At 61.2% G+C, this 19,570-nt stretch carries 18 protein-coding genes; 8 read left to right on the plus strand and 10 right to left on the minus strand.

Annotation, left to right across the window (positions count from 1 at the left end; all coding sequences use genetic code 11):
- Positions 1 to 9 precede the first annotated feature (9 nt).
- On the plus strand, positions 10 to 810 hold the full coding sequence (pcaD, locus tag PCOSP_RS06780; RefSeq protein WP_139647668.1) for a 3-oxoadipate enol-lactonase: 801 nt from the start codon (positions 10 to 12) through the stop codon (positions 808 to 810).
- A 10-nt stretch (positions 811 to 820) separates the two neighbouring features.
- Entirely contained in the window at positions 821 to 1,213 is a 393-nt protein-coding gene (gene pcaC, locus PCOSP_RS06785) for a 4-carboxymuconolactone decarboxylase (protein WP_464710606.1), read from the plus strand.
- Between the two features lie 330 nt (positions 1,214 to 1,543).
- Here pcaC and PCOSP_RS06790 read toward each other — a convergent pair whose 3' ends face one another.
- The gene (locus tag PCOSP_RS06790; protein WP_464710608.1) at positions 1,544 to 2,797 is read right to left on the minus strand and encodes an OprD family porin; all 1,254 of its coding nucleotides are present in this window, start codon (positions 2,795 to 2,797) and stop codon (positions 1,544 to 1,546) included.
- 665 nt (positions 2,798 to 3,462) lie between these two features.
- Here PCOSP_RS06790 and PCOSP_RS06795 point away from each other — a divergent pair.
- On the plus strand, positions 3,463 to 3,816 hold the full coding sequence (locus tag PCOSP_RS06795; RefSeq protein ID WP_139650379.1) for a DUF6124 family protein: 354 nt from the start codon (positions 3,463 to 3,465) through the stop codon (positions 3,814 to 3,816).
- Positions 3,817 to 4,357: 541 nt separating this feature from the next.
- Here the strand turns inward: PCOSP_RS06795 and adeC are convergent.
- The 3 genes from adeC to PCOSP_RS06810 are packed head-to-tail and all read right to left on the minus strand — an operon-like array spanning position 4,358 to position 10,140.
- Entirely contained in the window at positions 4,358 to 5,815 is a 1,458-nt protein-coding gene (gene adeC, locus PCOSP_RS06800) for an AdeC/AdeK/OprM family multidrug efflux complex outer membrane factor (RefSeq protein ID WP_139650378.1), read from the minus strand.
- Complete coding sequence (emhB, locus tag PCOSP_RS06805) at positions 5,812 to 8,967, minus strand: efflux RND transporter permease subunit EmhB (RefSeq protein ID WP_139650377.1); 3,156 nt, start codon at positions 8,965 to 8,967, stop codon at positions 5,812 to 5,814. Before emhB ends, adeC begins: the two co-directional genes overlap by 4 nt.
- A gap of 3 nt (positions 8,968 to 8,970) precedes the next feature.
- On the minus strand, positions 8,971 to 10,140 hold the full coding sequence (locus PCOSP_RS06810) for an efflux RND transporter periplasmic adaptor subunit (protein WP_139650376.1): 1,170 nt from the start codon (positions 10,138 to 10,140) through the stop codon (positions 8,971 to 8,973).
- A 261-nt stretch (positions 10,141 to 10,401) separates the two neighbouring features.
- On the opposite strand from PCOSP_RS06810, the gene PCOSP_RS06815 reads away from it, so the two are divergent.
- A complete protein-coding gene (locus tag PCOSP_RS06815) occupies positions 10,402 to 11,034 on the plus strand; it encodes a TetR family transcriptional regulator (protein WP_175364247.1) in 633 nt (210 codons plus the stop codon).
- A 143-nt stretch (positions 11,035 to 11,177) separates the two neighbouring features.
- Here PCOSP_RS06815 and PCOSP_RS06820 read toward each other — a convergent pair whose 3' ends face one another.
- The 4 genes from PCOSP_RS06820 to PCOSP_RS06835 form a co-directional block, all read right to left on the minus strand.
- Positions 11,178 to 11,684 (minus strand): hypothetical protein, encoded by a 507-nt coding sequence (locus PCOSP_RS06820; RefSeq protein WP_139650374.1) that lies wholly within the window; start codon positions 11,682 to 11,684, stop codon positions 11,178 to 11,180.
- Positions 11,685 to 12,028: 344 nt separating this feature from the next.
- On the minus strand, positions 12,029 to 13,078 hold the full coding sequence (locus PCOSP_RS06825) for an alkene reductase (RefSeq protein WP_464710611.1): 1,050 nt from the start codon (positions 13,076 to 13,078) through the stop codon (positions 12,029 to 12,031).
- A gap of 32 nt (positions 13,079 to 13,110) precedes the next feature.
- Positions 13,111 to 14,277, minus strand: coding sequence for an MFS transporter (locus tag PCOSP_RS06830; protein WP_464710612.1), 1,167 nt, complete (start codon positions 14,275 to 14,277; stop codon positions 13,111 to 13,113).
- A gap of 12 nt (positions 14,278 to 14,289) precedes the next feature.
- On the minus strand, positions 14,290 to 14,592 hold the full coding sequence (locus tag PCOSP_RS06835; protein WP_003198672.1) for an ArsR/SmtB family transcription factor: 303 nt from the start codon (positions 14,590 to 14,592) through the stop codon (positions 14,290 to 14,292).
- 165 nt (positions 14,593 to 14,757) lie between these two features.
- Between PCOSP_RS06835 and PCOSP_RS06840 the strand changes: the two genes are divergently transcribed.
- Complete coding sequence (locus tag PCOSP_RS06840) at positions 14,758 to 15,342, plus strand: acyl carrier protein phosphodiesterase (RefSeq protein WP_139650371.1); 585 nt, start codon at positions 14,758 to 14,760, stop codon at positions 15,340 to 15,342.
- Positions 15,343 to 15,457: 115 nt separating this feature from the next.
- Here the strand turns inward: PCOSP_RS06840 and PCOSP_RS06845 are convergent, their stop codons facing one another.
- Both PCOSP_RS06845 and olsB read right to left on the minus strand, forming a co-directional pair.
- Positions 15,458 to 16,249, minus strand: a complete 792-nt coding sequence (locus PCOSP_RS06845) for a lysophospholipid acyltransferase family protein (RefSeq protein ID WP_139650370.1) — start codon at positions 16,247 to 16,249, stop codon at positions 15,458 to 15,460.
- Positions 16,249 to 17,004: an L-ornithine N(alpha)-acyltransferase gene (olsB, locus tag PCOSP_RS06850; protein WP_139650369.1), complete on the minus strand. Its 756-nt coding sequence runs from the start codon at positions 17,002 to 17,004 to the stop codon at positions 16,249 to 16,251. Before olsB ends, PCOSP_RS06845 begins: the two co-directional genes overlap by 1 nt.
- A gap of 325 nt (positions 17,005 to 17,329) precedes the next feature.
- Between olsB and PCOSP_RS06855 the strand changes: the two genes are divergently transcribed.
- The 3 genes from PCOSP_RS06855 (at position 17,330) to PCOSP_RS06865 (ending at position 19,569) form a co-directional block, all read left to right on the plus strand.
- Positions 17,330 to 18,424: a serine hydrolase domain-containing protein gene (locus PCOSP_RS06855; RefSeq protein ID WP_464710613.1), complete on the plus strand. Its 1,095-nt coding sequence runs from the start codon at positions 17,330 to 17,332 to the stop codon at positions 18,422 to 18,424.
- Positions 18,421 to 18,732: an amidase gene (locus tag PCOSP_RS06860; RefSeq protein ID WP_464710615.1), complete on the plus strand. Its 312-nt coding sequence runs from the start codon at positions 18,421 to 18,423 to the stop codon at positions 18,730 to 18,732. Before PCOSP_RS06855 ends, PCOSP_RS06860 begins: the two co-directional genes overlap by 4 nt.
- Before the next feature lie 246 nt (positions 18,733 to 18,978).
- Positions 18,979 to 19,569 (plus strand): YceI family protein, encoded by a 591-nt coding sequence (locus tag PCOSP_RS06865; RefSeq protein ID WP_464710616.1) that lies wholly within the window; start codon positions 18,979 to 18,981, stop codon positions 19,567 to 19,569.
- Position 19,570 lies beyond the last annotated feature (1 nt).

Consider the following 19,570-nt stretch of genomic DNA (forward strand, 5'->3'; position numbering starts at 1 on the left):
GAGATTGTTGTGGGATTCGTCAAACTCGCCGACGGCGAACTGAACTATTGCTTTGACGGCCGGCCAGACGCGCCGGTGCTGGTGTTGTCCAACTCCCTGGGCACCGACCTGCACATGTGGGACGAGCAGATCGCGGCGTTCAGCGAGCACTTTCGCGTGCTGCGTTTCGACACCCGTGGTCACGGCCAGTCGCTGGTCACCGAAGGCCCCTACAGCATCGAGCAATTGGGCCGCGATGTGCTGGCGATGCTCGACGCGCTGGACATCGACAAGGTGCACTTCTGCGGGTTGTCCATGGGTGGTCTGATCGGCCAATGGCTGGGCATCAATGCCGGCGAGCGACTGCACAAGTTGGTGGTGTGCAACACTGCGGCCAAGATCGGTGATCCGTCGATGTGGAACCCGCGCATCGAAACCGTGCTGCGTGACGGCAAGGCGGCCATGGTGGCGCTGCGCGATGCCTCGATTGCCCGCTGGTTCACCCCTGAATTCGCCCAGGCCAACCCGGACACGGCGAGGAAAATCACCGACATGCTCGCCGCCACCTCGCCCCAGGGGTATGCCGCCAACTGCGCTGCGGTGCGCGATGCCGATTTTCGCGATCAATTGTCCTCGATCCGTGTGCCGCTGTTGGTGGTGGCCGGTATCGAAGATGCGGTGACGCCGCCGTCGGGCGGGCATTTTATCCAGGAGCGGGTCAGCGGGGCGCAGTATGCCGAGTTCCATGCCGCGCACCTGTCAAACGTCCAGGCCGGCGCTGCGTTCAGCGAGCGGGTGTTGGATTTCCTGCTTGATTCCAGTCGCGCCTGAGGAGTTTTTTGTGGACGAGAAACAACGCTACGACGAAGGCATGCAAGTCCGCCGCGCGGTGCTGGGCGATGCCCATGTGGATCGCTGCCTCAATGCTTTGACCGAATTCAACAGCGAATTCCAGGAGATGATCACCCGTCACGCCTGGGGCGACATCTGGACCCGTCCGGGCCTGCCGCGCCACACCCGCAGCCTGATCACCATCGCCATGCTGATCGGCATGAACCGCAACGAAGAGCTCAAGCTGCACCTGCGCGCCGCGGCCAACAATGGCGTGAGCCGTGGCGAGATCAAGGAAGTGATCATGCAGAGCGCCATCTACTGCGGCATTCCTGCCGCCAACGCCACGTTCCACCTGGCCGAGTCGGTGTGGGACGAGTTGGGTGTCGAGTCCCGAGAGTAGGCTCATCGTAATCCCGGTGGGGCAGTCGATGAAGATGTTGAATGTGCCACCGCCATCGCGAGCAGGCTCGCTCCCACAGTGGTTCAGTGCAGTATGCAGATTCTGCGTACACCGCAAATCCCCTGTGGGAGCGAGCCTGCTCGCGATAGCGGTGGGTCAGCTTGCATAGAGGTTGGATGTACCGCCGCCATCGCGAGCAAGCTCGGCTCCCACAGTGGTTTGGCGTCGCGTTCAGATTCTGCGTACACCGCACATCCTCTGTGGGAGCGAGCCTGCTCGCGAAAGCGGTGGGTCAGCCGCCACCTGAACGACAGACCCACCCCAGCCGCCTTACAACAAACTCATCGGATAGCTGACAATCAACCGGTTCTCATCGAACTCGTTGGTGCTGAAGTCCCGCCGCAGCGTCGAGTTGCGCCATTTCACATTGAGGTTCTTCAACGCACCGCTCTGCACGGTGTACGCCAGTTCGCTTTCACGACCCCATTCCTTGCCGTCGTCCACCGTGGCGGTGTGCACGTTGTCGCCGCTGATGTAGCGGTTCATCAGGGTCAGGCCCGGCACGCCGACGGCGGCGAAGTTGAAGTCGTGGCGCACTTGCCAGGATTTTTCCTTGGCGTTGTCGTAGCTGGAGTTGTAGCTGTCGTTGGCCAGGGTGCCGCCGCTGGTGCCGTTGACGCGCATCCAGGCATCGTCGCCGCTGAGTTTCTGCAGGCCGACGTAGAAGGTGTTGCCACCGTACTTGGCCGAGAGCATGGCGAAGGCGGTCTTGTTGTCCAGGTCGCCGGCCAGGGCGCTGCCGTTTTCCTTGCCGATGAAGTAGCCGAGGTTGGCGCCCAGGGTCCAGTCGCCGATGGGTTGGCTGTGGGTCAGGTTGAAATACTGCTGCTGGTAGATGTCGCTCAGTTCCGAGTACCAGACACCGACCTGGGTGCGTTTGTCGTTGAAGGCATACTCGCCGCCGCCGAAGTTGAAGCGGTCGGAGGTGAAGGCCGGGCGGCCGTTCATGAACATGTCTTCCATGCTCGCATCGTTGCGCGGGCTGTTGCCGCGGAACTGGCCGCCGTAGAGGCTCAGGCCGCTGATTTCGGTGGAAGTGACCTGGCCACCGCGGAAGGTTTGCGGCAGGGAACGACCGTCGTCGGAACGCAGGATCGGCAACACCGGCATCCATTCGCCGACCTTCAGTTCGGTCTTCGACACCTTGGCCTTGAGGGCTACCCCCAGGCGACCGAAGTCATCGGCCGGGCGGCCGTCATCGTGGACCGGCAGCAACTGGGTGCCGGCGGTGCCTTTGCCGCCATCGAGCTTGATCGAGTACAGGCCCAGCACGTCCATGCCGAACCCCACCGGGCCCTGGGTGAAACCGGACTTGGCGTCGAGGATGAAACTCTGGGTCCATTCCTCGGCCTTGCCCTGGGCCGCGCTCGGGTTGGTGAAGTTGCGGTTGAAGTAGAAGTTGCGCAGGTTGAGATTGACCTTCGCATCTTCGACAAACCCCGACTCTGCGGCCAGGACAGGCAGGGCGGAACCGGCCAGGGCAACGGCGATGAGGCTGGGGAACAAATGCTGTGTGGACTTCATGGGCGTGTCTCTATTTTTTATGGACGAAAAGAACCGCTGCCGCAAACCTGGGTTGCAGACGAAACGGTGGAACCAACGGGTAGATGGCTGTGGATCAGCCGGGCGAGGCGGGGCGTGAGGTCATGGCGAGGCACCTGTCGTTCTTGTTGTGTGCGAGGGATGGTGAAGGGCAGGCCGGGATCGCTTCAATTGGCGATTATCGGTTTTGGGCGATTATCGAACGGCAAAAACACCTGAGCCGAACCACAAAACCCTGTGGGAGCGAGCCTGCTCGCGAAAGCGGCGTGTCAGACAACACAGCTGTGCCTGGTCCTCCGCTATCGCGAGCAGGCTCGCTCCCACAGGGTTCGTGGACGGTCTGACAGACGCGTCGATTTTTCCGACAAGCTTTTAAGGTTGTCGCTCGGAAGCCGTGCCTCTAGCCTTTTTGTGTCGCTGCCCATTCAGCGACCGGGACTGCAAGCCCGCCGAATTTGTTAGGCGCCTAGCCGCGCCCCTATAATCCATGGCGTTTTCTGATGCCATCGTTTTATGGTGGCTGTGTGCGGGAGACCTTCGGGTCTGCCGAGGTTGCCTAACGACTCGGTCTTGCAGACCCGTACACAGCTGCCACCTATCATCTGCAAGTGATGCTGGCGGCTCCCATTTTCGTTAGGAGCACCATCATGATCAAAGAAACACCCAATCCCCCTGCGCCCGGCTCCACCTTCCCCTACAACGACCCCGATCCAGACAAACTCCAAGAGGCAGCAGACCGAGCACTCGATTTCCATCTTGGCACCCACCCTGATCCCAAGCCCAAAACCTCAACTCAAGTTTTCACCGTCATCGATACCCTCGACACCGAGTCTCTGCTGGCGAATCTCAGCGAAACCCTGGCCTCGGCCAATGCCATGGTCAATGATCTGGCGTTCGATCTGGAAGGCTCGCGGCGGCATGTCGCATTGGGCGTGGCGCAGATGGTTGAATTGAGTGAGCTATTGGCTAATCGTGCGTTGGATATCGTCGACCCGCGTTAGCCAAGTGGGGCTATCCCCCAGCTGGGCTGTGGGAGCAAAGCTTGCTCGCGATGACAGTACTTCAGTTGATCACGCGCTTTTGCTTTTGCTTTTGATCTTGAATGCCCCATTAACCACGCTGGCCGAACGCAGGCATTGCGCAGTGGGCATCCCGGCATGGATGCCGGGATAGCCGCGCTGGGCCATGGATGGCCCTTCGCGGCGGGCCCACGGAGCAATGCCGGAGTGAGGGCACACCGAGCGTAGGCGAGGTGCCGAGTGGTGGGGCCAGCGTTCTTTGCTTACTTTCTTTGGCGTTTGAAAGAAAGTAAGTCGCCGTCAGGGCGAAACCCTAAGTGGCCGTTACCGCAGCAATGGATATGTACTCAGTAAACAACCCCCGGCCGCCTGTCAGGCCACCATCGCGAGCAAGCTCGCTCCCACAGGAGAATGACCATGTCGCCTTCTTCGCGGGCAAGCCTTGCTCCCACACAACTCTGTAGAACCCAAACAAAAAGCCCACCTCTCGGTGGGCTTCGTGTTTCAGCGTTCAAGCATCAAGTCAGAACAATTTCATCTTCGGCGCTTCTTCCTTCACCGGCTCGTTCTTGCCGGTCTCGGCATTCCAGCCGCCACCCAGTGCCTTGTACAGATTGACCTCGCTGGTCAATTGCGCCAGGCGGTCGGTGATCAACGATTGTTGGGCGCTGAACAACTGGCGTTGGGCGTCGAGGAAGGTCAGGTTGCTGTCGACACCAATGCGATAGCGACGCTCGGCCAGGCGGTAGTAGTCCTGGTTGGCGGCCACGAAGTCGGTCTGGGCCTGCAACTGTTCGTTGTAGGTCTGGCGTGCGGCCAGGCCGTCGGAGACTTCCTGGAATGCCGTCTGAATCGACTTCTCGTACTGCGCGACGTTGATGTCTTTCTGGATCTTGGCGTAATCCAGGCTCGCCCGCAGGCTGCCGGCGTTGAAGATCGGCAGGTTGATCTGCGGGGCGAAGGTCCAGGTCCCCGAGCCGCCCTTGAACAGGCCGGACAGGTCCGGGCTCAGCGTGCCGGCGTTGGCCGTCAGGCTGATGCTCGGGAAGAACGCGGCCCGTGCGGCGCCGATGTTGGCGTTGGCGGCAAGCAGGTTGTGTTCGGCCTGGAGAATGTCTGGACGACGTTGCAGCAGGTCCGACGGCAACCCGGCCGGCACTTCGCTGAGCAGGTCAGCGCTCAACGGTTGCGAGTTCAGGTTGGCCGGCAGGCCGGTGCCCAGCAGCAGGGTCAGGCTGTTTTCGTCCTGGGCCACCTGGCGAGTGTAGCGGGCCAGTTGCACGCGGGCGTTTTCCACCGCCGTGCGCGCCTGGCTCAGGTCAAGCGCCGAGGCGACGCCGACATCGGCGCTGCGGGTGGTCAGCTTGAGGCTTTGCTCGTAGGTTACCAGGGTTTCCTGGGTCAGCTTGAGCAGTTCCTTGTCGGCCTGCCAGGTCAGGTAAGCGTTGGCGACGCTGGCCACCAGGCTGATCTGGGTGCTGCGGCGGGCTTCTTCGGTGGCGAAGTAGCTTTGCAGCGCTTGCTCGCTCAGGCTGCGAACCCGACCGAACAGGTCCAGTTCGTAGGCGCTGATGCCCAGGGTGGCCGAGTAGGAGCTGCTGATGGCCGCTTCACCGGTTTGCGAGGCCCGTGCCGGTACCCGCTGGCGGCTGCCGGAACCCGTGGCCGAGACCGCCGGGAACAGGTCCGCCCGCTGGATGTTGTACTGCGCGGCGTAGGCATCGATGTTCAGCGCCGCGACACGCAGGTCGCGGTTGTTTTCCAGGGCGACCTGGATCAGCTGCTGCAGGGCCGGGTCATGGAAAAACTGCTTCCAGCCCTGTTCCGCGGCTGCCTGACCGGCCGCCTTGGCCGGCTCGTAGGCCGGGCCTTGCGGGTATTGTGTCGCGACCGGTGCTTCGGGCCGCTGATAGTCGGGGATCAGCGAGCAGCCGCTGAGCACGACGGCGGCGATGGTCAGAGAGAGTAGCGACTTGCTCATTGCCCAGCCTCATTAAAAGTTTCAGGGGTGTCGTCCTGCTTGCGACGACCTATCGACGACACGGCCACGAAGAACAGCGGCACCCAGAAGATCGCCAGGACGGTGGCGGTGATCATCCCGCCGATGACCACGGTACCGATGGCATGTTGACTGCCTGAACCAGCACCTGTGGAGATCGCCAGAGGCACGACGCCCAGGATAAACGCAAGCGAGGTCATGATGATCGGCCGCAATCGCATCCGGCAAGCCTCGATGGCTGCCTCTTGCAAGCTCTTGCCCTGCTCGTGCAGTTCCTTGGCGAACTCGACGATCAGAATGGCGTTTTTCGCGACCAGGCCGATGGTGGTCAAGAGGCCCACCAGAAAGTACACGTCATTGGAAAGACCGCGCAAGCTGGTGGCCAGCAATGCTCCGATGATCCCCAACGGCACCACGAGTACGATCGCAATCGGGATCGACCAGCTTTCATACAACGCCGCCAGGCACAGGAACACCATCAGGATCGACAGGGCGAACAGCGCTGGCGCCTGGGAGCCTGCCAGTCGTTCTTCGTACGACAGGCCGGTCCAGGAAATACCGACACCGGCCGGCAGCTTCTTGGCAATGGCTTCGACTTCAGCCATGGCTTCACCGGTGGAGTAACCCGGCGCCGGAACGCCCAGGACTTCCATCGCTTCCACACCGTTGTAGCGGGCCAGTTTCGGCGAACCGTAGATCCACTCACCCTTGGCGAACGCGGTGAACGGCACCATGGTTCCGGAGCTGTTGCGCACGTACCACTTCTTCAGGTCTTCGGGGCTCATGCGGGCACCCGGCTGGCCTTGCACGTACACCTTCTTCACCCGACCGCGGTCGATGAAGTCGTTGACATAGCTACTGCCCAGGGCAATCGACAGGGTGCTGTTGATGTCCGAAATGGTCACGCCCAGGGCGCTGGCCTTCTCATCGTCGATTTCCAGCTGGTATTGCGGTTCGTCGTTCAGGCCGTTGGGACGTACCTGTGCCAACACCTTGCTTTGAGCCGCCATGCCCAGGAACTGGTTACGCGCCTCCATCAACTTGGTGTGGCCGATCCCGGCGCGGTCCTGCAGGAACACGTCGAAACCGGTGGCGTTACCCAGCTCCATCACGGCCGGTGGGGCGAAGGCGAACACCATCGCATCGCGGAACGTGAAGAAGTGTTGCTGGGCGCGGGCCGAGATCTTGAACACCGTGTTATCGGCGTTACGCTCTTCCCACGGCTTGAGCATGATGAACGCCATGCCCGAACTCTGGCCACGACCGGCGAAGTTGAAACCGGTCACGGTGAACACCGACGCCACACCGTCGCCTTCGCCGCCGTCCTTGCCCGGACGCAGCAGGAACTCGCGCATCTTGTCTACCACCACCTGGGTGCGCTCGGCACTGGAGCCGGCGGGCGTCTGTACCTGGGCAAACAACACGCCCTGGTCTTCTTCCGGGAGGAACGAGGACGGGATACGCATGAACAGCCAGACCATGCCGACGACGATGATCAGGTAGACCAGCAGGTACGGTGCTTTATGGCGCAGGATATTGCCGACACCCCGTTCGTAGCTTTGCACGCTGCGGTCGAAGTTGCGGTTGAACCAGCCGAAGAAGCCACGTTTCGCTACGCCATGGTCACCCTTGGGAATGGGTTTGAGCATGGTCGCGCAGAGTGCCGGGGTGAAGATCAGCGCCACCATTACCGACAAGGCCATGGCCGAGACGATGGTGATGGAGAACTGTTTATAGATCACACCGGTGGAGCCGCCGAAAAACGCCATCGGCAACAGTACCGCCGAAAGTACCAAGGCAATACCCACCAGGGCGCCCTGGATCTGGCCCATGGATTTTTTCGTCGCTTCCTTGGGGGACAGGCCTTCTTCGCTCATCACCCGTTCGACGTTTTCCACCACGACGATGGCGTCGTCCACCAGCAAGCCGATGGCCAGCACCATGCCGAACATGGTCAAGGTGTTGATGCTGAAGCCGAACGCCGCGAGGATCCCGAACGTACCCAGCAGCACCACAGGCACGGTCATCGTGGTGATGATGGTGGCGCGGAAGTTCTGCAGGAACAGGAACATCACCAGGAACACCAGGGCGACGGCTTCGACCAGGGTTTCGACTACACCCTTGATCGATTCGCTCACCACCGGTGTGGTGTCGTAGGGGAATACCACTTCCATGCCAGGTGGGAAGAAAGGCTTGAGGTTATTGACGGTCTGGCGCAGGGCCTTGGCCGTGTCGAGGGCGTTGGCACCGGTGGCCAGTCGTACTGCCAGACCCGAGGCCGGGGCACCGTTGAACTGGGCATTGATGGCATAGTTCTCACCGCCCAGGCCGACTTCCGCCACGTCACCGACGCGTACTTGCGAGCCGTCCGGGTTGACCTTGAGCAGGATCTTCTTGAACTGCTCGGCGGTCTGCAAGCGGGTCTTGCCGATGATGGTGGCGTTCAGTTGCTGGCCGGGCAGGGCGGGCAGGCCGCCGAGCTGGCCCGAGGAGACCTGGACGTTCTGCGCGGCAATGGCGGTGCTCACGTCCGACGGGGTCAGGCTGTAATTGTTCAGCTTGGCCGGGTCGAGCCAGATCCGCATGGCGTACTGGGCACCGAAGACCTGGAAGTCACCGACACCGGCCGTGCGCGAGATCGGGTCCTGCATGTTGGACACGATGTAGTTGGACAGGTCCTCACGGGTCATGGTGCCGTCGCGCGACACCACGCCGATCACCATCAGGAAGTTCCTCACCGATTTGGTCACGCGGATACCCTGTTGCTGCACTTCTTGCGGCAGCAGCGGGGTGGCCAGGTTCAGCTTGTTCTGGACCTGGACCTGCGCGGTATCGGAGTTGGTGCCCTGCTCGAAGGTCGCGGTGATGGTCATGCTGCCGTCGGAGTTACTCTCCGAGGACACATAACGCAGGTTGTCGATACCGTTGAGCTGCTGCTCGATGACCTGGACCACGGTGTCCTGCACGGTTTGCGCGGACGCACCCGGGTAGGTGACCTGGATCGCGATGGCTGGCGGCGCGATGCTCGGGTACTGGTTGATCGGCAACTTGAGGATCGATAGAGCCCCGACCAGCATGATCACCAGAGCGATCACCCAGGCGAAGATCGGACGGTCGATAAAGAATTTCGACATGGTTTACTCCCCTTTGCCGCCGGCTGCTTTATCAGCTGCCTGAGCGGGGGCCGGGTTCTTGGTGGCTGCGTCGGTGCCCACGTTGGTGGCTTCGGTGGCCTTGACTTCAACCCCTGGCCGTACGTACTGCAGGCCTTCGGTGATCAGGCGGTCGCCAGCCTTGAGCCCGTCTTCGATCAGCCACTGGCTGCCCACGGTGCGACTGGCCTTGAGTTGACGCAGTTCGACCTTGTTGTCCGGGCCTACCACCAAGGCGGTCGGCGTGCCCTTGAGGTCGCGGGTCACGCCTTGCTGTGGCGCGAGAATCGCCGCGCTGTTCACACCGGCTTGCAACTGCGCGTGGACGAACATGCCCGGCAGCAGAGTGTGGTCAGGGTTGGGGAACACGGCCCGCAAGGTGACGGAGCCGGTGGTCTGGTCGACCGACACTTCGGAGAACTCCAGCTTGCCTTCATGAGGGTACGGGCTGCCGTCTTCCAGGGTCAGCTTGACCATGGCGGCGTTATCGCCAGCCTTCTGCAACCGGCCACTTTCCAGTTCACGGCGCAATTGCAGCAGCTCGACCGAGCTCTGGGTCACGTCGACATAGATCGGGTCCAACTGCTGGATAGTCGCCAGTGCGTCGGCCTGACCGTTGCTGACCAGCGCGCCCTCGGTCACCGAAGAGCGACCGATGCGACCGGAAATCGGTGCATAGACCTTGGTGTAGCGCACGTTGATCTGAGCGGTTTGCAGGTTGGCTTCCGACTCGAGGCGATTGGCCACGGCGGTGTCGTATTCCTGGCGGCTGACGGCTTGTTCATCCACCAATTGCTTGTAGCGATCGGCGATGGATTTGGTCGACCGCAGGTTGGCCTCGGCGCTCTTGAGGGTCGCTTCGTACACGGCCGGGTCGATCTGATACAGCTGCTGACCGGCCTTGACGTCGGCGCCTTCCTTGAACAGACGCTTGAGGATGATGCCGTTGACCTGAGGGCGAACCTCTGCGACGCGGAACGCGCTGGTACGGCCGGGCAACTCGGACGTCAAGGTGAAAGGCTGGGTTTTGAGGGTTACGACGCCGACCTGAGGGGGTGGTGCGGCGGGGGCCGCCTCTTCCTTTTTGCATCCGCTGAGCAGTGATGCCAGGGCGATGGCGGTAACCAGAGCGGTAACAGCTGGCTTGAATTGCATGGAAATCCTCGGGTCAGGCGCGCAACAGGCGCACTCGAAAGGTGGAAAGTTAGAAAGGCGTCATTTTTCAATTAGTAGGTTGCTAAGAAATATACTTACGTACATGGTTGTTTGTAAACAGCCAAATTGCGTACCATCCAGCTTTACAAAAGCCTGACAAAGGCCCTGTTGACCGGAGACGCGCTCTATGCGCAAGCGTTCTCTATTCGCTCAGCTGACTTTACGCATTGCTCATGCATCCTGATTGAGGTGTTTACTGCCATGGTTCGTCGTACCAAAGAGGAAGCCCTGGAGACTCGCAGCCAGATACTCGAAGCGGCCGAAAAGGCCTTTTTCGAGCGTGGCGTGGCGCGCACGACGCTGGCCGACATTGCGACCCTCGCCGGTGTGACGCGCGGGGCTATCTACTGGCATTTCAGCAACAAGGCGGATCTGCTTCAGGCCATGCTCGACACCTTGCATGAGCCTCTCGATGAACTGGCGCGCGCCAGTGAAAATGAAGAAGAGCTGGACCCGTTGGGCTGCGTCCAGAAGTTGCTGGTGCGGTTGTTCCAGCAGGTGGCCCTGGACCCGAAAACCCGACGCATCAATGAGATTCTTTTCCATAAGTGCGAGTTCACCGATGAGATGTGCGATTTGCGCCAGCAGCGGCGCGAAGTCAGCCTCGACTGCAATGTGCGTATTGCGCTGTCGCTGCGCAATGCAATGAAGCGTGGACAGCTGCCGGGTGATCTGGACCCGGAAAGGGCGGCGGTGGCCCTTCATGCCTACATCGACGGCATCCTCTACCAGTGGCTGTTGGTCCCCGACAGCTTCGCCCTGGCTGGTGAGGCCGAGCGCTGGGTGGACATCGGGCTGGATATGCTGCGCCTGAGCCCCAACCTGCGCAAATGAAACAAAATGCGTAATTGCGTCGATATGTGTCAATAGCGGATAGCACATACCCCGTCGGACTTCGAGCCCGACGGGATACTTTATAGATGAACCGCAGGCAGATTGGCAGCGCTTCGGTCGCTACCGCCTACCGACCCTCTGGTCTATTCGACGATCAGGCGGACGGTGTAGTTGAAGGGCGGCTCGAGCATTTTTCGGGTGATTTCTGTTCTGCAAGTGAACTGGCCATTGCCGGTGTAGTTCGATCGACTTTTCCAGTCCGGCTTGTAACTGGGTTCCAGGGCGCCAATAACGATGGGCGCCTGGAAGCGGGTTTGCATCTGGCACTCGAAATTGAAGTTGCTCATTTTGTAGTTGAGAACGAGTTCAATAGGTTTGACTTTTTTCAGCGTGGGCTGCCAGCCGGATGTTGGGTAAGTGTAATTTCTTTCGTGGGCCACACGGAGGATGTAAGTTGATTTTGGCAGGACGTCATGAGCACTTAAGGGGAAGTCCGCGTCTTGCGCTGGATCAGTCAATAAGTTGGTCATGTTCAATGTGCCGCGAGTATTGTTTGTGATTTCCACGGTGACTTCGGTGGCGGCCATGGTATGGGCAACCATGGTGGTGCCCATTATCAGGGCAAGGATAAGACTTTTCAGGGGGTTCATAGTTATGGGGCTCTCATGAAAGCAGGGCTCGCTGAAGCCTGCATGCGTTGGGCGTGTATGCTGTTGTGTTTGATTGAGTAAATGTTGTTGCTGATTTTCATTGATCAGTGCTTTGAATGTTTTTTAGAAATAAATATATATAAGCGTCAGTCCTTTGAGTGGGGCAGGTGTTGTTCGGGTTTTATTATTAGCGTTGTCCGGGGCGGGAATCCATAGTGAACAGGTTTTGTCTTGTTATTTGATATTTCGGCTTTGAATGAATGATGCGGGCTTAAAGTTGCCAGGCATAAAAAAAGCCCCGGCTCTTTCGAGTCGGGGCTTTTCAGTAGGGGCCGTTCTGGAACTTACATTATCGGATAATCGATATAACCCACCGGACCTTTCCCATAGAAGGTTTCCGGGCGTGGCTCGTTCAGCGGTGCATCGGCTTTCAAGCGTGCCGGCAAGTCCGGGTTGGCAATGAAAGGCACACCGAATGCCACGGCATCGGCCTTGCCTTCGGCCAGCCAGGCGTTGGCGCTGTCCTTGGTGAAGCGCTCGTTGGCAATGTACGGACCGCCGAAGGCTTGCTTGAGTTGCGGGCCGATGCTGTCGTCGCCTTCCTTCTCGCGGGAGCAAATGAACGCGATGCCACGCTTGCCCAGCTCGCGGGCTACATAGCTGAACGTTTCCAGGCGGTTCTCATCGCCCATGTCATGGGAGTCGGCACGTGGCGCCAAGTGCACGCCAACCCGGCCAGCGCCCCAGACTTCGATGGCGGCGTCGGTCACTTCCAGCAACAGGCGAGCGCGGTTTTCCAGGGAGCCGCCGTAGTTGTCGGTGCGCTGGTTGGTGCTGCTTTGCAGGAACTGGTCGAGCAGGTAGCCGTTGGCGCCATGGATTTCCACGCCGTCGAAACCGGCGGCCTTGGCGTTCTCGGCGCCCACGCGGTAGGCGTCGACGATGTCGGCGATTTCAGCGGTTTCCAGGGCCCGTGGCGTCGGGTAGTCGGCCAATGGACGCACCAGGCTCACGTGGCCTTTAGGTTGTATGGCGCTGGGTGCCACCGGGGTTTCGCCATCCAGGTACGACGGATGGGAGATCCGGCCGACGTGCCACAGTTGCAGGAAGATCTTGCCGCCGGCGCCGTGGATCGCCTTGGTGACGTTGGCCCAGCCGCGCACCTGGTCGTTGGACCAGATTCCCGGGGTGTCCGGGTAACCCACGCCCATTGGCGTGACAGAGGTGGCCTCGCTGAGGATCAGGCCGGCGGAGGCACGTTGCACGTAGTACTCGGCCATCAACGCGTTGGGCACGCGGCCTGCGTCGGCGCGGCAGCGGGTCAGTGGCGCCATGATGATGCGGTTGTTCAGCTCGATGTCGCCGAGTTTGATGGGGTCGAAAATAGTCGTCATGAATTACAAGCCTCGAAAGTGGAAGGTAAAAGTCAACGAGTTGCCGGAGCCAGGTCGGGGTTGGCGCCCTGGCGGAAAGTAATCAGGGTGATCAGCAGCGCCAGTACCGCCAGCGCACCGGCGGCCAGGGGGACGCTGGTCAGGCCCAGGCCCTGGTCGATGACACTGCCGCCGACCCAGGCGCCCAAGGCGTTGCCGATGTTGAAGGCGCCGATGTTCAGGGTGGACACCAGGTTCGGTGCCTCTTTGCCGAAGGTCACCACGTTGACCTGCAGGGCCGGCACGGCCGCGAAGCAGGCAGTGGCCCAGAGGAACAGGGTAATTTCGGTCGGGATCAGCGCCACGCTGGTCCAGCTCAATACGGTGGAGACCACTGCCATGGTGATGAACACACCGATCAGCGTGTTCGCCAGGCTCTTGTCCGCCAGCTTGCCGCCAATGATGTTGCCCAGGGTCAGGCCCAGGCCGATCAGCACCAGAGTCCAGGTCACGCCACGGGGCGACACGCCGGTGACTTCACCCAGCAACGGGGCGACGTAGGTGAACAGGGTGAACACCGAGGCGGAAAACAGCGCCGTCATGCCCAGGGACAGCCACAGCCCTGCGCCCTTGAGTGCTACCAGTTCCGAGCGCATGTCGAGCTTTTCTTCATCGCGCTTGGCCGGCAGGAAGCGGATCAGACCGATCAGCGCCACCACACCGATGAGGGTCACGGCCCAGAAGGTCGAACGCCAGCCGGCTTCCTGGCCCAGTGCCGTACCCAGCGGGACGCCGAGCACGTTGGCCAGGGTCAGGCCGGTGAACATCAGGGCCACGGCCGAGGCACGCTTGTTGGGCGCCACCAGACCGGCGGCCACCACCGAACCGATCCCGAAGAAGGCGCCGTGGCACAAGGCGGTCACGACCCGGGCAAACATCAGCACGTTGTAGTCGCTGGCAATGGCGCACAGCAGGTTGCCGATGATGAAAATCCCCATCAGCGCCACCAGGGCAACCTTGCGCGGCAGCCGGGCGGTGGCCAGGGCCATGAAGGGAGCACCGATGGCCACCCCCAGGGCGTAGCCGGTCACCAACCAGCCCGCGCCAGGGATCGATACACCCAGATCAGCCGCCACATCGGGCAACAGGCCCATGATGACGAACTCGGTAGTGCCGATGGCGAAGGCGCTCAGGGCCAGGATAAGGAGTGAGAGGGGCATGGCGAATCCTTGTCAGAGCTCTTGGCTCATTTGCTTGAGGAACTGCTGGATCACTTCCTCGTTGCGTTTGAAGAAGTGCCATTGACCGACCTTCTGGCTGGTGATCAGCCCCGCCCGTTGCAACACCGCCAGATGGGCCGACACCGTGGACTGCGACAGGCCGCAACGCTGGTCGATCTGTCCGGCACAGATGCCGAACTCGTGGTTGTGCAATTGTTCGGGGAACTGGACCTTGGGGTCTTTGAGCCAGTTGAGGATGTCTCGCCGTACCGGGTGTGCCAGTGCTTTTATTATTTCGTCGAGGTCAAGGGTCATGAGGGCAGTTCGTAATGGATGTAGGTGAGTAAAACGCTATATCGCGATGAAGCGAACCTTAAATCGTTATTTCGCGATATACCAATATGGATTTGATCTGAATACCGAACAAATCGCTATATCGGGTTATAACGATATGGGCGCGACGATGCTAAGCTGCCGGTCATGAACTATCTCGCGCACCTGCACCTCGGCGGCACCGGCCGGGAACAACTGCTCGGCAGTCTCTATGGCGATTTCGTCAAGGGACCGCTGCAAGGCACCTACGACCCACGGATCGAAGCGGGCATTGCCCTGCATCGGCGCATCGACCAGTACACCGACCGACACCCGCTGGTGGATACTGCGTTGTCGCGTTTTTCCACGGTGCGGCGGCGCTACGCCGGTATCGTACTGGACGTGTTTTTCGACCATTGCCTGGCCCGGGATTGGGCATTTTATGGCGACGGGGCTCTGGCGGACTTCACCTCCCGGGTGTACCGGGTGTTGGCCGACGAACCGCAGTTACCGGGACGCCTTGCGCACATCGCGCCCTACATGGCCGCGGATGACTGGCTGGGGTCCTACCAGGAATTCGAGGTGCTCGGGCAGGTACTGCGGGGCATTTCCCGACGCCTGTCCCGACCGGAGGAACTGGCGGGCGCGATGGAGGAGCTGATCCGGCTTTATGAGCCGTTGAGCGAGGATTTCCGCTTGTTCTATCCGCAGCTTCAAGCGTTTGCGACGAACCCCGCCACGCCGCAGATCTAAAAGTATGGGAGCGAGCCTGCTCGCGATAGCGGTGTAACAGTCAATATCGCTATTGGATGTCAGACCGCTATCGCGAGCAGGCTCGCTCCCACAAGGGATTGCGCAAAAGTTTGGATCAAGCCGCAATGGCCGGGCGCATCGGCGCCTGTTGCTTCTCGGGAACCACACCGAACAAGGCCTTGTGCACTGCCTGCTGCGCCTGGAAGGCCAGGGCTGCACGTTCCTGGCCGTGACAGGCGATGGGCTGCAACAGGTGGATGTGCACATCACCCAAGTCGTTGCTGAACAAGCGCATCAGGTGCGACAACAAGTCGTCATCGCCAATGAACGGCGCCAGCGAATCAGGCTCGCCGTTGCGCAGGTAACGGATCGCCACGGGCTGCAACGCTACGTCGGCATCGATGGCCGCCGACAGCAGGCGACCGTGGAAAGTGCGCAACGAACGGCCGTCGGTGGTGGTGCCTTCCGGGAACATCAGCAGCGGATGAGCCTGTTCCAGATGACGACTCATCTGCTTGCGGATCAACTGACTGTCACCCGAGCCGCGCCGGATAAACAGGCTGCCGGCCTTGGCCGCCAGCCAACCGGCCACCGGCCAGGTGCGCACTTCGGCCTTGGACAGGAACGACAGTGGGGTGAGCATGCCCAGCAGCGGAATATCGGTCCAGGACACGTGATTACTGACCCACAACATCGGCCGTTGTGGCAATTGACCGTGGACAGTCACGGAAAAGGGCAGCGCGTTACTCAGGCGCGCCATGAAAAATCGCGACCAGCGCTGACGACGCATCATGGAGTTGGCAAGCCCCAGGCGCTCGAACAGGCCGAACACGGTGGCCATCGTCAGGCCCAGCGCCACCACCAGCAGCACTCGCGCGATACGCGCGTACACCCGTAACCGGCTCATCAGACCGCTGCCTTGAAGTGGCGGGCGTAGCGTGGGCAGAGGTCGTCGCGCTTGAGCAGGATAAACACGTCGGCCACCTGGAAGTCTTCGTCCCAGCACGGCTCGCCGCAGATTTTTGCGCCCAGGCGCATGTAGGCCTTGAGCAGCGGCGGCATTTCGGCGATCACGTTGGACGGTACGTCGAGGGCCGGCAACGGTTTTTTGGGTACGGCTTGAAGGTGGTCGGTGCACAGGTAGCGCTCACGCAGGCGTTGCATGATCGCCTGGGCCTGGATGCCACCGTCCTGCATCGGAATGCTCGCGCACCCCATCAGGTAGCTGTAGCCGCCTTCGTTCAGGACTTCGGCCAGTTCACCCCAGAGCACCGCAATGGTGCCGCCGTTGCGGTAGGCCGGGTCGACGCAGGTACGGCCGATTTCCAGGATCGGGCCCTTGAGCTGGATCAGGCCGTGGAGGTTGAATTCTTCTTCACTATAAAAACGGCCCAGGCTGCTGGCGGCCTGGTGGTCGAGCAGGCGGGTGGTCGCCACGAGGCGCCCGGTGTTCAGGTCGCGTACGCCGATGTGGGCGCAGTGAACATCGTAGTCATCCATGTCCAGACCCATTTCCGCGCCCTTGAGCTTGGCGTTGAACTCGCCGCTGAAGACGTTGAAGCGCAGGGCTTGGGCTTCTTGCAAGGCCTGGGCGCCGATCAGGCGTTCGGCTTGCAGGCGGCGTTCATTGCCAGTGTCGCTGATGCGGGCGATCTGAGTCATAGCGAATCTCCGTGCGGGCTGTGTACCCGTCTTGGGGTTGAGCCAATCGACTTTCTTTATGCAGCCATGTTGTGCAAAGTCAGGCTATGTAGCCCCGGTGTCATCGCCATGAAGCTTTGGTGATGCTTATATGACAGCCCTCAAGGATCCCCCTGTTGATCGTTCCCACGCTCCGCGTGGGAATGCAGCCCGGGACGCTCCGCGTCCCGAGAGCCGAACGCGGAGCGTCCGTTGCGTCATTCCCACGCAGGAGCGTGGGAACGATCCTGAAACCGTCATCAATCTCGACTAAGCTCGACAGGTTCAATCCTCCGAGCCCCATCGCATGTGCAAAGGCTGGTTCCTGATTCCGATTCTGCTGTTCAACCTGAACGTCCACGCCGAAGACTGGCCCGGCGAGCAATGGTCGACCGGTCCGACGCCCGTCGGCTCGGCCCTCGAAGCCCTTGAGCAGTATGCTTTTCCGCTGCGCGACGACGCCACCCGCCAAGGCATTCGCACTGACGCGCTGCTGGTGATCCAGGACGGTCGCCTGGTCTATGAACGCTACGCCGGCCCCACCCGCGCAGACACCCCGCACCTGACCTGGTCCATCAGCAAAAGCCTGATGGCGACGGTATTCGGCGTGGCCTACGGTGAACAGCGGTTTGCCCTGACGGATTCGGTGGCTCGGTATTACCCCGCGTTGGGCCACTCGCCGGACCTGACCCTGGCCGATCTTTTCCACTGGGCCTCGGGCCTGGACTGGCAGGAAGATTACGAATACGCACCGTTGCATTCCTCGGTGGTGGCGATGCTCTATACCCGGGGACGCCGCGACATGGCGGCGTTCACCGCGCAACATGAACGCTACAGTCCACCGGGGGAGTCGTTCCGTTATTCCAGCGGCGACAGCAACCTGTTGGCGGCGGCCCTGAAAAATATCGTCGGCCCGGCGCGATATCCCGATTATCCCTGGACGGCGTTGTTCGATCCGCTGGGCATCCGCCATGCTGTGTGGGAAACCGATGCCAGCGGCACCTTTGTCGGTTCGTCCTACGCCTACCTCACCGCCCGCGACCTGGCCCGTGTCGGCTTGCTGATGCAGCGCGATGGCCGTTGGGGGGAGCGGCAACTGATTCCCAAGGATTGGGTGGCGTTCAATCGCGAGCCCTTCGCTCGCTTCCAGGCCGGCCAGGACGAGGCCGTGCCCGGCGGACATTGGTGGCTCAACCGCGCCGCCGATCCCACCCTCCATCCCTGGCCCGACGCGCCACCGGATACCTACGCCGCGCTTGGGCATTGGGGGCAGGCGCTGTATGTCATCCCCAGCGCCCGGCTGGTCATCGTGCGATACGGTGACGACCGCGATGGCAGCTATCGCCATAACGAATTGCTCAAGCGCGTCATGGCGGCGTTCGCCGGGGCGGTGCAACCATGAGGCGTAGACCATGGCTGACTTTGATGGCGGCGCTGCTCATCGTGCTGTTCAGTTGGATCTGGATCGATCGGGTGGCGCTGCGGGCGTTCCCCGACATCATCAGCGCCTACACCGCCAAGGAATATTGCTCGTGTCGCTACGTGATGCGGCAACCGGCCGACTATTGCCGCGGCTACGTGAAACAGTCGGTGCCCATCAGCGGTTTTCTCGAAACCCCTGAAGCGAAACGCGTGACGGTCTCCGGGCTGGGGCGCAGCAACAGCGCGCGGTGGTTGGGGGAGCGGCAGGGGTGTCGATTGGAGCCGTGAGCCTGGATCGACGCGAACCTTGTGGCGAGGGGATTTATCCCCGCTGGGTTGCGAGGCAACCCCCCTTGCGTCCTGCCTGATTCATCGCAGTGGCTGATGGATCCTGGGGTCGCTTCGCAACCCGGCGGGGATAAATCCCCTCGCCACAAGGAGTCTGCTGGCCGGGCGATTGGTTAAAGAGACAGTTTGCAAGCGCCCTCGGCCCGGTTAAGGTTCGCCACAGGTTTATCTGCCCTCCGAGTGTGTATGTTCAAGCGGTTTCTTTGCGTCGCTGTGGCGACCTTGCTGCTGGCCGGTGCTGTGCTGCCCGCCCGGGCCGACTGGTACCTGGACGGCGAGTCGTCACGGTTGTCGTTTATCAGCAGCAAGAACGGCAATGTTTCCGAGGTCCAGCGCTTCCTGGTGCTGCATGGCCAGGTCCAGCCCAAGGGGCTGGCGCGACTGGAAGTGGAGCTGGAGTCGATCAACAGTGGCATTCCCTTGCGGGACGAGCGCATGCGCGCCGAGCTGTTCGACATCAAGCAGTTCGGCGAAGCCATCGTCACTGCGCAGATCGACCTGTCGCCGATCCAGGACCTGGCCAATGGTGCACAGCTGGAACTGCGCCTGCCGCTGACCGTGGATTTGCACGGCAAGCAACACGAATACAACGTCGAACTCCTGGCGACGCGGTTGGATGAACACCGCTTCCAGGTGGTGACCCTGGAGCCGGTGGTGCTCAACGCGGCGGACTTCGACCTGGCGCTGGGGCTGGAGACGTTGCGGAAAATGGCCGGGTTGTCGGCCATCAGCCTTTCGGTGCCGGTGAATGCGGTACTGATCTTCACGGCGCGCTGAC

The sequence above is a fragment of the Pseudomonas sp. MAFF 730105 genome (genome assembly GCF_055380705.1).

Bases quoted from the DNA above. Each gene is read 5' to 3' on its own strand.
- PCOSP_RS06795 (WP_139650379.1), top strand. From the start codon at position 3,463: ATGATCAAAGAAACACCCAATCCCCCTGCGCCCGGCTCCACCTTCCCC.
- PCOSP_RS06820 (WP_139650374.1), bottom strand. From the start codon at position 11,684: ATGAACCCCCTGAAAAGTCTTATCCTTGCCCTGATAATGGGCACCACC.
- PCOSP_RS06810 (WP_139650376.1), bottom strand. From the start codon at position 10,140: ATGCAATTCAAGCCAGCTGTTACCGCTCTGGTTACCGCCATCGCCCTG.
- PCOSP_RS06845 (WP_139650370.1), bottom strand. From the start codon at position 16,249: ATGAGCCGGTTACGGGTGTACGCGCGTATCGCGCGAGTGCTGCTGGTG.
- PCOSP_RS06835 (WP_003198672.1), bottom strand. From the start codon at position 14,592: ATGACCCTTGACCTCGACGAAATAATAAAAGCACTGGCACACCCGGTA.
- PCOSP_RS06815 (WP_175364247.1), top strand. From the start codon at position 10,402: ATGGTTCGTCGTACCAAAGAGGAAGCCCTGGAGACTCGCAGCCAGATA.
- PCOSP_RS06825 (WP_464710611.1), bottom strand. From the start codon at position 13,078: ATGACGACTATTTTCGACCCCATCAAACTCGGCGACATCGAGCTGAAC.
- PCOSP_RS06865 (WP_464710616.1), top strand. From the start codon at position 18,979: ATGTTCAAGCGGTTTCTTTGCGTCGCTGTGGCGACCTTGCTGCTGGCC.
- PCOSP_RS06830 (WP_464710612.1), bottom strand. From the start codon at position 14,277: ATGCCCCTCTCACTCCTTATCCTGGCCCTGAGCGCCTTCGCCATCGGC.
- emhB (WP_139650377.1), bottom strand. From the start codon at position 8,967: ATGTCGAAATTCTTTATCGACCGTCCGATCTTCGCCTGGGTGATCGCT.
- PCOSP_RS06840 (WP_139650371.1), top strand. From the start codon at position 14,758: ATGAACTATCTCGCGCACCTGCACCTCGGCGGCACCGGCCGGGAACAA.
- adeC (WP_139650378.1), bottom strand. From the start codon at position 5,815: ATGAGCAAGTCGCTACTCTCTCTGACCATCGCCGCCGTCGTGCTCAGC.
- olsB (WP_139650369.1), bottom strand. From the start codon at position 17,004: ATGACTCAGATCGCCCGCATCAGCGACACTGGCAATGAACGCCGCCTG.
- PCOSP_RS06860 (WP_464710615.1), top strand. From the start codon at position 18,421: ATGAGGCGTAGACCATGGCTGACTTTGATGGCGGCGCTGCTCATCGTG.
- PCOSP_RS06855 (WP_464710613.1), top strand. From the start codon at position 17,330: ATGTGCAAAGGCTGGTTCCTGATTCCGATTCTGCTGTTCAACCTGAAC.
- PCOSP_RS06790 (WP_464710608.1), bottom strand. From the start codon at position 2,797: ATGAAGTCCACACAGCATTTGTTCCCCAGCCTCATCGCCGTTGCCCTG.